We start from the raw sequence: 8,519 nt of genomic DNA, 5'->3' as shown, positions 1-8,519 counted from the left end.
GTGTGGAATATGTTATAAATTTCTCGTAAAAGGTAGAATCAAGGTGTAAAGGTGAATGGGGGGGTGGGGAGTTGGGTGTGGGGTGTGGGGTGGGGGGTGTAGGGTGTAGGGTGTGGGGTTTTGGGGAAGTGGGGTGTGGGGTGTGGGAAGTGGGGTTTTGGGGAAGTGGGGTGTGGGGTGTGGGAAGAATAAATAAAAATCATCTCCTGACTCCTGACTCCACCAATCAACTTTTTCAGCAAACCCTACTTACTTAACGTGATTACCAGCCCCAACTATTGGGAGCGCCTTTAAACGGACCAACCACATCGGAGGTTATCCATCCCCCGTAAAAGTTGCCAGGCTGCGGTTGTACTAATTCGCCGTCGGCATAACAAGCGGTCATTTTGGCAGGATAAAAAGCCAGATAATTCTTAATTGCCTGAAACTCTGGTGTTGGGTCCGGATAATACCAAGCGGCGTTAATTGCCTGTTGGTCGCCAACGGTGATATTGTAATATCCCGCTAGACCTTTCCACTCACAAAAAGACTTTTCTGCTGTGGCTTGCAGGTATTCCATTTTAATATCTTGGGGCGGTAGATAATAAACTGGAGGATGACTGGTTTCTAGAACTCGATAACTGCTTTTAGTATCGGCAATTATCACACCATTAAAGATAATTTTTAGGTGTTTAGGCGATAATTCTAGGCGCGGGGGACGAGGATAATCCCAGACGGATTCCTGTCCTGCTTTTGCTGGTATCGGTTGGGGACGAAACATAATTTTTCTTATATTATTCTCCGAGTCAGTTCACCGTTTACTGATTACTGATCACTGAAAAGAGTTTTCTCAGGGTTTCCACTCGTTCTCGATTGACATTTAAATCCGATTCTCCTAACCGGGAGGCCGAGCGAACATCGATCGCATTTTTGCTAGGATTAAGAAAAAATTCCAGATCATCGACAAATCCCATCCATTGACTGCTAAATTCGGCGTAGAGATAGTTACTATCTTGGCTAATAATTTTAGTTCTCGGTTGGGAGGCGATAATTTTAGCTAATTGCTCGATCGCTTCTTCGCCGCTACCCTGATAACTAAGGGGTTCGATCGCATGAGCCTGATCCTGACTCTGACTACTAACACAATTAGGAGTGACCGGACAAGGAGCCAGTTTACCCTCCCTGACTCCCAAATAATCGGGACGAGTACCGGCGAATAAACTAACGCTATCGGGAGCAATTAACCTAATTCCTAGCCAGATGAGCAGTATTCCTAGGAAAATAAACGGGGTTAGCCGGAAAGATTTTTTCACCGTGTTGGGAGTTTCAGTCATGCTAGTCTTACAGAATCACTTCAATTAACTTAACATTGATAGGTGTGACAATATCAGGAGATAGAATAAGATGTTTCTCGATGAATTACAACCCGTTGTTAAAGAACTGATTCAACAACCGATCGCTTTTTTCGGTGGTTTTGCCTCTGGATTACTGCGCTTGAAACTCTCGGACGATCCCCTCAAAAAATGGTTAGAACAGCAGGGATTAGTCAGTTTTAACGACAATAATCAGGATAATGGCAACGGTCCCCAGTCGATCTCGATCGATTAGGGATCAGGGGTTAGCTGTTGGGGGTGAGGGTATTCTCCCATCCCCAAAACCCCCCGCTTACCACTGCATCAGCTTAACTTTCGGCTGAAAGTAGATAAATTTCCTCGGCTACTCGTTTTAAGCGTCTTAATTGCGCTTCCATATCCTTTTTAGTCCATTTGGCGGCGAATTGCTGGAATCCCCACCCCACAACTGGATTAGGAATCGCAAACTCAAAACGATTGATTAAACAAGTGCCGCCATCATTGGGTTGACATTCCCAGCGATCGCATCCGCGAAAAAAGCCTTCAAATTGCCAGACAATTAATCCCGGTTCTCTCTCAATCACCGTACTTTTTAGCGTCGGCTGAATTAGGGGAATTTGAATCAAAAAACGACTTCTCCCACCGATATCGGTCTTCCAATCCCCGATAGGTTCACAAACTAACAATGGATTCAACCAACGACGCATTAACTCTAAATCCGTGATACAACGCTCTACCGTCGTGGCACTAGCTTTAATCTGAATTGATTGTTCAAATACTTGACAAGATGACATTGATCTGCTTATAAGTGGGTGGGTGGAATTAAATATAAGATGAACGTAGGTTGGGTTGAAGCATGAAACCCAACGCCTGCATGGGTTACGCTACCGCTAACCCATCCTACAAATAATTGTGCCTCCCTACTTAAATTGCTGGCTGAGAATTATCGGTAGTCGGACAAAAATAAAGTTAACTGTGCAGACAAGGCAACAGTAAGGGTTTCGGCCTTGATTACATTTCTTAACATAGTGTTGTTTATAGCCTTTCTCATCAAGATAAAGTGTAACCTAATTTGCTATGGACGACCGGCGACCGACTCCCCAAAACGAAAACTTCGTACCTCACCATTAAGATAACTGCTCTCAAGCTCACTTTTTCACTAGCTTGAGCAACTCTCGAAAACGTTGGCGTAAACTCTCGATATTAACTGATAATAACATTGGTATCGAGAACAAAGCGTCTAGTCATCTTCATTTAAGAGAGATTCTAAAATTTCAAGGGTTAATCCTCTCTCTTGTGCTTTTTGTCCAATAGTATCCATCGTTTTATATAATTTGTCCAGAGATTCTTTTCTAGATAAATTTGAAGATTGAACATAAAAAGCGATTTTTTCTGCTATTTTTTGACGCTCTTCTTCCGTTGCATTCCAATAAGTTTCAGCAACATCTAAAGGAACTTTGATTAGGATTTCTGTTTGATAGTTTGTCATAATTATATTTTCTGAGTTTAGTAGTAAAGAAATTTAGTCGAAATTAATAGCTTCCCTTCAGCCAGCGTTACAGTCTAGAAGTTTCAGTTACTCTAGCGCATTGTTAAACTGATTGTCAAGTTTAGTTACTCTCAATTTAATATCTGTAATTTACTTTGGTTGCGAAAAACCAGTGCCGCTAGTGTAAGTATTCTCCAGCGCCGGGGCTAAATCTAGAGATGACGTTGGGGGGAAGGCTAATGTGGGAACGGTAAATAAATTTCGCTGAGTTGCTTGCTATGATTAGGGGTAATTATTAACACTTCTTAAAGAGCGAGTGGGAAAATGAGGCAAGTCATTGTATATCGAGACGAAGATGGCTATTGGATTGTGGAGTGTCCAAGTCTCAAGGGCTGTGTTAGTCAGGGAAAAACGAAAGAAGAAGCCTTGATTAATATAAAAGAGGCGATTGCCGGTTATATTGCGGCTTTAGCGGAAGACGGCTTGCCGATTCCAGCAATTATTAGAGACGTTGAAGTCTAACCATTATGAGCGGAATTAATCGCGAGATTTTTCTTGACACTAAGCATATTTCTAAACATCTACCGAATACTCCACAATCACGGAGATTACTGTTACGAGGACGAGCTATTCATGTGTTTAAAGATGAAGATACAATGCTACGAGTTATTCAGGCTATCATGGAAAGGGGTGAATACACGGGCAATGTTCGAAACTATGAGCGCTATGGGCTATTCTTTGCCGAAGCGATTGGTTGTCGTATCAGCCCAGATGGTTTAAAGTCTTCTTTATTCTACGGCGAGGTTAAGATTAATGCAAACAACGAATATCACGCAATTCCTCGAACCCGACCTAGTGAAGGATAATTGGCGCTTCCTAGAAGTTTGGGTGGATTCCATGCAGTCCCCTCCCTATATCCTGCTAGTGTTGATCGATAAGGCGAGGGGGTGTTATGTTTTTGATCCTGCTGAAAAGTACCGTCTCGTCAAGGCGTTTCCAGATTATGAAGAGGCTCAACTCTGGCTCTTGGAAGATGAATACGAACCGATTGAAGGACGATTATCTAGTGAGGAAAGCGCTTAGATTTGTTTAAACTTGTCGTTTGGAATGAAGTCAGAATATCGCCTTACCAGTGCCGTTAGGGTAAGCACCGAGATAGTTACGAATGGAGTCAGGTTTGGGTAATTGGCGCTAGGATTATCGGAGGATTTTCTTTCGGCACTGGTAGAAAACAATTAGGAGGGGTTATGATCCCGGTTAATGAGGCTCAACAAAAGTTGCAGGATTTGATTGATTCAGTGACTGTTTCCCACGAACCCATTATTATTGAGGGATGCGATGGTAATGCAGTTTTGCTATCTGAAGGGGATTGGAAATCGGTACAAGAAACGTTATATCTCCTCTCAATTCCGGGGATGCGAGAATCAATTCGGGAGGGACTGGCAACGCCGGTTGAAGAATGTGCTGAGGAGCTAGAATGGTGAGGTGGAAATTGGTTTACACCAAACAGGCGCAGAAAGAAGCTAAGAAGCTTAATTCTAGTCATTTAAAAAATAAAGCGCAGATGTTACTTGACATTCTTCAGGTCAATCCATTCCAAAATCCCCCGCCTTAGGAAAAGTTAGTGGGAGATTTGAATGGTGTGTACTCTCGGCGAATAAGCATTCAGCATCGTCTTGTGTACGAAGTTATTCAATCTGAGGGTATAGTTAAAATCCTGCGGATGTGGACACATTATGAATAGCGTTAAGACATCGTTAAATCTAGGATTTGCTGAAAAACTTTTTCGGCAAACCCTAACTATAGGCTCAAGCTCACTTTTTCACCAACTTGACAAATTCTCGAAAACGTTGGCGTAATCTCTCGATATTAGCCGATTTCCCGCCATAACGCCAATCAACGTAGGCGCAAGCAATCTCCTCGATAATATTCGCCACTGGCGGCGGTTGGACGCGGCGGGCGGCGGTGGCGTATTCTAAAGGGGTTTGAGCGGGATGTTTACCATAACCGGCTTCTGTTAAGATTCCTAACATTTGCTGGTATAAACGCTCGATTGGTGGTAGTTTTGCTAACCGGCGACCCCGACGCCAACGATGGAACTGTCCCCATCCTAACCAACCAGCGTAAGCGAAGACGACCCCCACTAAACCGCCGAGAATTCCCCCGAAAAGACTGCCGGAAATAAAGCGCCATAACCAGGCCAATAACTGACCGATAGTAACGATAACATTTTCCCAAATCAGACCGAGAAAACCCGTTACTGGGGAGGGCAACCATCCGGCTACCCATTGCCAAAATTGCTTGAGGACGCTAAAAGGTTCCGCTTGCTCAAAGGATGGGGGAATTAATTCGTGGCCCGGGATAGGATCGAAATTGTACCAACCGTAACCGGGGAAAAACACCTCTGTGATGGCGTAAGCGTCCGTATTTTGGACAACATAAAAGCCAGTGAAAGGATTAAACTGGCCAGGAGCAAAACCGGTGGCTAATCGGGCAGGAATACCGATCGAGCGTAACATAATCGTTAACACGGTGGAAAAATGATCGGCGTAACCCCCCTGAAAACGAAACAAAAAGGCCGAGACTAAATCCTCATTTTCGGCTAAAAAGGGCAAATCGGCTTTTAATTCGTAGTTTTGCTTCAATGCTTGGGCTAAATATAGGGCCTTCTCGTAGGGAGAGGTTAACGGTGTGGGAGATTTTGCCAGCAATTCCTCGGTTTTTCGGCGGACTTTCGGGGCAATTTCGGCAGGAATTTGTAAATAATGCTTGAGAATAGACTTAGGGTAGGTTTCTGGTGCCGATCGCAGTTGGCTGCGATTGCGTTCCGGCACTTGTGAGATTACAGTATAAGTTAGCCCTTCCGCTAACCCCCCCGGCGACCTTAAGCTATTTTCTCGGTCTAAAGATACCTGTCGGGTAGGAAAAAAGAGAAACTGAGGCGAAGTAAGAGCGGGGATAATATTCGGTAAACTGGAGACAATGCTGTAAGTTTGGACTACCTGATGGGTTTTGGCTTGGGTTGCAGGTAGCGGCACAAAAAAGCGATAGGACCAACTACTGCGATTTAAATCCTCCACTTCTTGATCTCGCGAGATTTGCCACCCTTGACCAGTATAGCGATCAAAGGCCATAGCCCGCCAGAATCCGGGGGCTTGGGAACGTACCCGCATGACTGTCTGGGGAGTCATACTTCCCCGCAAATTTTGGTTGATTTGGGGGTTAAAACCGTAATAAAAGGTGGAATCTAACTGTCCTGACCCTGTAGTGGGACTATTACCGCCATTTACGCCACCATTCCCCGTTTCACCCTCGCGCACATAGCCGGGGTTAACGATTTGTCGGTCTCCCTGTTCAAAATCCTGATTTTCCATACCTCCTGGACTATTGACGGGAAAAGATTGAATTTGATAACCAGGAAAACGCGGCATCAGGGCAAAAATTGTCAATCCCAAGAGGAGAATTGTCAGAAAGAAAATCCCGAAACGTTTGGGAGAAAGGGGAGAATTTTGTGGGGAAACTAATTTTTTTGTAGCTAGACGGGGGGGTTTCTTTGCCAAGAAAGGGAGACTCTGATTGAGATTATCTAAACCTAAACGAGAACGATAGTCTAAAACTAGGGTAGGTAGGGATAAAAGCAGAAAGAGGATTAACCAAGGCGCAAAAGCGAGGGTTTGGGAGATTGTCCCGGCGACTCCCAAGAGAATTAAACCGATTACCATAGAATACCCCAAATCTTTGCGTCGGGGCAGGTCAAAACTATGGAGAATTTGCAGTTGAATTAATAATTGTGTTAGGGCAATGCGACTATCCTGCATCGCAACGATATTACCCAAGAATAGCGCCAACACTACCAACATTCCGATCGCTATACAAAATTTTGCCCCGATATTGCGCTTTTTCCTGCGTCGCCAACTCCAGATTCCGCCGATAATACTGAGAGGAACGGCCCAAATACTGGTATAACTATCAGTAGCCACATCGGTGGCGATAATACCGACGATTACTAAAGCTTGCACCAGAATTCTTAAAATAATCGATTCCTCGGTTTCTGGCAAGGGAGAAGATTCTATCTTTTGCCAGAGGGTTTTTAAGGAAGGTCTTGGACGAGCGGCACTGCTAACCATAGGGTAAATTGGGAGAAGGACAAAGAAGTTAATTTTATATTTCCCAGTTTTAATCTCGATCGCTCCATGGGGTAAAGTGGATTTTAGATGTCAGGAGTCAGGAGACGGGAGATAGGGAGCAAAAAGCTGATGACTGATAACTGATAACTGATAACTGATAACTGATAACTGACCTATGATAGCCGTTACCAACCCTGAAATTTTACCGTTACTTCATCCCCTGATTGGACAATTAGCCACAGCAATTCTGTCCCACTGGGAAAATTATCTTGATTTGTCGCCCTTTGAGTTACCCGAAGGTTTAGGCTATGTGGAGGGACGTTTAGAAGGGGAAAAATTAATTATCGAGAATCGCTGCTATCAAACCCCCCAGTTCCGCAAAATGCACCTAGAACTGGCTAAACTGGGCAATGGTTTGGATATACTTCACTGTGTCATGTTCCCCCGTCCAGAATATCCGCTGCCGATGTTTGGATGTGATATAGTCTCCGGCAAAGCGGGAATCAGTGCCGCTATTGTGGATCTTTCTCCCACCAGTGTCGATAAAACCCTCTCTAGTGCCTATAATCAAGCTTTAGCGGCTTTACCTGGGGTCGATTTCGCTCAAGCTCGTGATTTGCCGCCTTGGGGTCATATTTTCTCGGAATATTGTCTGTTTATTCGTCCCGAAACCGCCGCCGAGGAACGACAATTTTTACAAAGAGTAACAGATTTCTTGACAATTCACTGCAAATGTGCTAGGGAAAGTCAGCCTCTTTCTGGGGAAGAAGCGCGCATTTATTTACAGGGACAACGGGATTATTGTAGTCAACAGCAGAAAAACGATAAAACTCGGCGTGTACTAGAAAAAGCCTTTGGTTGGGAATGGGCAGAGCGTTATATGACGGGCGTTCTCTTTGATTTGCCCGATTAAGTAGGGAGGCACAATTATTTGTCGGATGGGTTAATGGTATAAAACCCTACACCCCACACCCCACACCCCACACCCTGCCCCCACCGAAAAACTTTTTTAGTAAACCCTAATTAGGCCAGAAGTCTCTTGAAACTTAACAATATTAATAGACAAAGACAGGAAAATAATTGCTAGATTGATTTAGGTACAGTTAACTGTAACCGCGAGAAGAAGAGAAAAAAAGCGGTTTTCCCCGGTAAAACCGCCAAAAAGCCCTAGCTTAATTTCTCGATTCTGACAATTAAATAAATATTAAAACAGCCGATGAATCTAACGAACTTTCCTTGGTTAACTGCCATCATCCTTTTTCCCATCGTCGCCGCTTTATTAGTTCCCATAATTCCCGATAAAGACGGTAAAACCGTGAGATGGTTTGCTCTGACGGTGGGATTAATCGACTTTGCCCTAATTATCTACGCTTTCTATACCAGTTACGATTTCGCTAATCCCAATCTGCAATTAGTGGAAAGTTACCAATGGTTGCCCGAAATTGACCTAAGATGGTCCTTAGGAGCCGATGGCCTCTCCATGCCTCTGATTATCTTAACGGGATTTATCACCACTCTGGCTATCTTAGCGGCTTGGCCGGTGACTTTTAAACCGAAACTATTCTACTTCCT

13 protein-coding genes and 1 pseudogene are annotated in these 8,519 nt (G+C 44.1%); 8 read left to right on the top strand and 6 right to left on the bottom strand.

Annotation, left to right across the window (positions count from 1 at the left end):
• Positions 1-38 precede the first annotated feature (38 nt).
• The 3 genes from PX481_RS14245 to PX481_RS14235 are packed head-to-tail and all read right to left on the bottom strand — an operon-like array spanning position 39 to position 1,313.
• Positions 39-242 carry a hypothetical protein gene (locus PX481_RS14245; RefSeq protein WP_288094798.1) on the bottom strand — a complete coding sequence of 68 codons (204 nt, stop codon included), beginning with the start codon at positions 240-242 and terminating at the stop codon, positions 39-41.
• A gap of 20 nt (positions 243-262) precedes the next feature.
• Positions 263-760 carry a DUF427 domain-containing protein gene (locus PX481_RS14240; protein WP_002762983.1) on the bottom strand — a complete coding sequence of 166 codons (498 nt, stop codon included), beginning with the start codon at positions 758-760 and terminating at the stop codon, positions 263-265.
• Between the two features lie 37 nt (positions 761-797).
• Positions 798-1,313, bottom strand: a complete 516-nt coding sequence (locus tag PX481_RS14235) for a DUF1499 domain-containing protein (RefSeq protein WP_002762985.1) — start codon at positions 1,311-1,313, stop codon at positions 798-800.
• Between the two features lie 70 nt (positions 1,314-1,383).
• Here PX481_RS14235 and PX481_RS14230 point away from each other — a divergent pair, with 70 nt between their 5' ends.
• A complete protein-coding gene (locus tag PX481_RS14230) occupies positions 1,384-1,587 on the top strand; it encodes a ssl0294 family protein (protein WP_002762986.1) in 204 nt (67 codons plus the stop codon).
• A gap of 73 nt (positions 1,588-1,660) precedes the next feature.
• On the opposite strand, the gene PX481_RS14225 is transcribed toward PX481_RS14230, so the two are convergent.
• Positions 1,661-2,125, bottom strand: coding sequence for an SRPBCC family protein (locus PX481_RS14225; RefSeq protein ID WP_288094797.1), 465 nt, complete (start codon positions 2,123-2,125; stop codon positions 1,661-1,663).
• Between the two features lie 446 nt (positions 2,126-2,571).
• Positions 2,572-2,820 (bottom strand): hypothetical protein, encoded by a 249-nt coding sequence (locus tag PX481_RS14220; protein WP_002762990.1) that lies wholly within the window; start codon positions 2,818-2,820, stop codon positions 2,572-2,574.
• A 324-nt stretch (positions 2,821-3,144) separates the two neighbouring features.
• On the opposite strand from PX481_RS14220, the gene PX481_RS14215 reads away from it, so the two are divergent.
• The 5 genes from PX481_RS14215 (at position 3,145) to PX481_RS30145 (ending at position 4,564) form a co-directional block, all read left to right on the top strand.
• Positions 3,145-3,342: a type II toxin-antitoxin system HicB family antitoxin gene (locus PX481_RS14215; RefSeq protein ID WP_002762992.1), complete on the top strand. Its 198-nt coding sequence runs from the start codon at positions 3,145-3,147 to the stop codon at positions 3,340-3,342.
• Between the two features lie 5 nt (positions 3,343-3,347).
• On the top strand, positions 3,348-3,686 hold the full coding sequence (locus PX481_RS30150) for a DUF6972 family protein (protein ID WP_002762993.1): 339 nt from the start codon (positions 3,348-3,350) through the stop codon (positions 3,684-3,686).
• The gene (locus PX481_RS14210) at positions 3,634-3,903 is read left to right on the top strand and encodes a hypothetical protein (RefSeq protein WP_002736772.1); all 270 of its coding nucleotides are present in this window, start codon (positions 3,634-3,636) and stop codon (positions 3,901-3,903) included. Before PX481_RS30150 ends, PX481_RS14210 begins: the two co-directional genes overlap by 53 nt.
• Before the next feature lie 164 nt (positions 3,904-4,067).
• Complete coding sequence (locus PX481_RS14205) at positions 4,068-4,304, top strand: type II toxin-antitoxin system Phd/YefM family antitoxin (RefSeq protein WP_002762994.1); 237 nt, start codon at positions 4,068-4,070, stop codon at positions 4,302-4,304.
• Positions 4,305-4,444: 140 nt separating this feature from the next.
• A complete protein-coding gene (locus PX481_RS30145; protein ID WP_502845703.1) occupies positions 4,445-4,564 on the top strand; it encodes a type II toxin-antitoxin system YoeB family toxin in 120 nt (39 codons plus the stop codon).
• A 70-nt stretch (positions 4,565-4,634) separates the two neighbouring features.
• Here the strand turns inward: PX481_RS30145 and PX481_RS14195 are convergent, their stop codons facing one another.
• Positions 4,635-6,947, bottom strand: coding sequence for a transglutaminase TgpA family protein (locus tag PX481_RS14195; RefSeq protein ID WP_288094796.1), 2,313 nt, complete (start codon positions 6,945-6,947; stop codon positions 4,635-4,637).
• A 175-nt stretch (positions 6,948-7,122) separates the two neighbouring features.
• Here PX481_RS14195 and PX481_RS14190 point away from each other — a divergent pair, with 175 nt between their 5' ends.
• Positions 7,123-7,860, top strand: a complete 738-nt coding sequence (locus tag PX481_RS14190) for a phycocyanobilin:ferredoxin oxidoreductase (RefSeq protein WP_288027035.1) — start codon at positions 7,123-7,125, stop codon at positions 7,858-7,860.
• A 303-nt stretch (positions 7,861-8,163) separates the two neighbouring features.
• A pseudogene (locus tag PX481_RS14185) lies at positions 8,164-8,519 on the top strand (NAD(P)H-quinone oxidoreductase subunit 4); the annotation flags it as partial.

It is taken from the genome of Microcystis sp. M53603_WE2 (genome assembly GCF_030065435.1).
This window is presented reverse-complemented; position numbering and strand designations above follow the sequence as displayed.

Excerpts from the sequence above, each read along its gene's own strand:
- PX481_RS14240 (WP_002762983.1), bottom strand. The coding sequence starts at position 760 with ATGTTTCGTCCCCAACCGATACCAGCAAAAGCAGGACAGGAATCCGTC.
- PX481_RS14235 (WP_002762985.1), bottom strand. The coding sequence starts at position 1,313 with ATGACTGAAACTCCCAACACGGTGAAAAAATCTTTCCGGCTAACCCCG.
- PX481_RS14230 (WP_002762986.1), top strand. The coding sequence starts at position 1,384 with ATGTTTCTCGATGAATTACAACCCGTTGTTAAAGAACTGATTCAACAA.
- PX481_RS14225 (WP_288094797.1), bottom strand. The coding sequence starts at position 2,125 with ATGTCATCTTGTCAAGTATTTGAACAATCAATTCAGATTAAAGCTAGT.
- PX481_RS14220 (WP_002762990.1), bottom strand. The coding sequence starts at position 2,820 with ATGACAAACTATCAAACAGAAATCCTAATCAAAGTTCCTTTAGATGTT.
- PX481_RS14215 (WP_002762992.1), top strand. The coding sequence starts at position 3,145 with ATGAGGCAAGTCATTGTATATCGAGACGAAGATGGCTATTGGATTGTG.
- PX481_RS30150 (WP_002762993.1), top strand. The coding sequence starts at position 3,348 with ATGAGCGGAATTAATCGCGAGATTTTTCTTGACACTAAGCATATTTCT.
- PX481_RS14210 (WP_002736772.1), top strand. The coding sequence starts at position 3,634 with ATGCAAACAACGAATATCACGCAATTCCTCGAACCCGACCTAGTGAAG.
- PX481_RS14205 (WP_002762994.1), top strand. The coding sequence starts at position 4,068 with ATGATCCCGGTTAATGAGGCTCAACAAAAGTTGCAGGATTTGATTGAT.
- PX481_RS14195 (WP_288094796.1), bottom strand. The coding sequence starts at position 6,947 with ATGGTTAGCAGTGCCGCTCGTCCAAGACCTTCCTTAAAAACCCTCTGG.
- PX481_RS14190 (WP_288027035.1), top strand. The coding sequence starts at position 7,123 with ATGATAGCCGTTACCAACCCTGAAATTTTACCGTTACTTCATCCCCTG.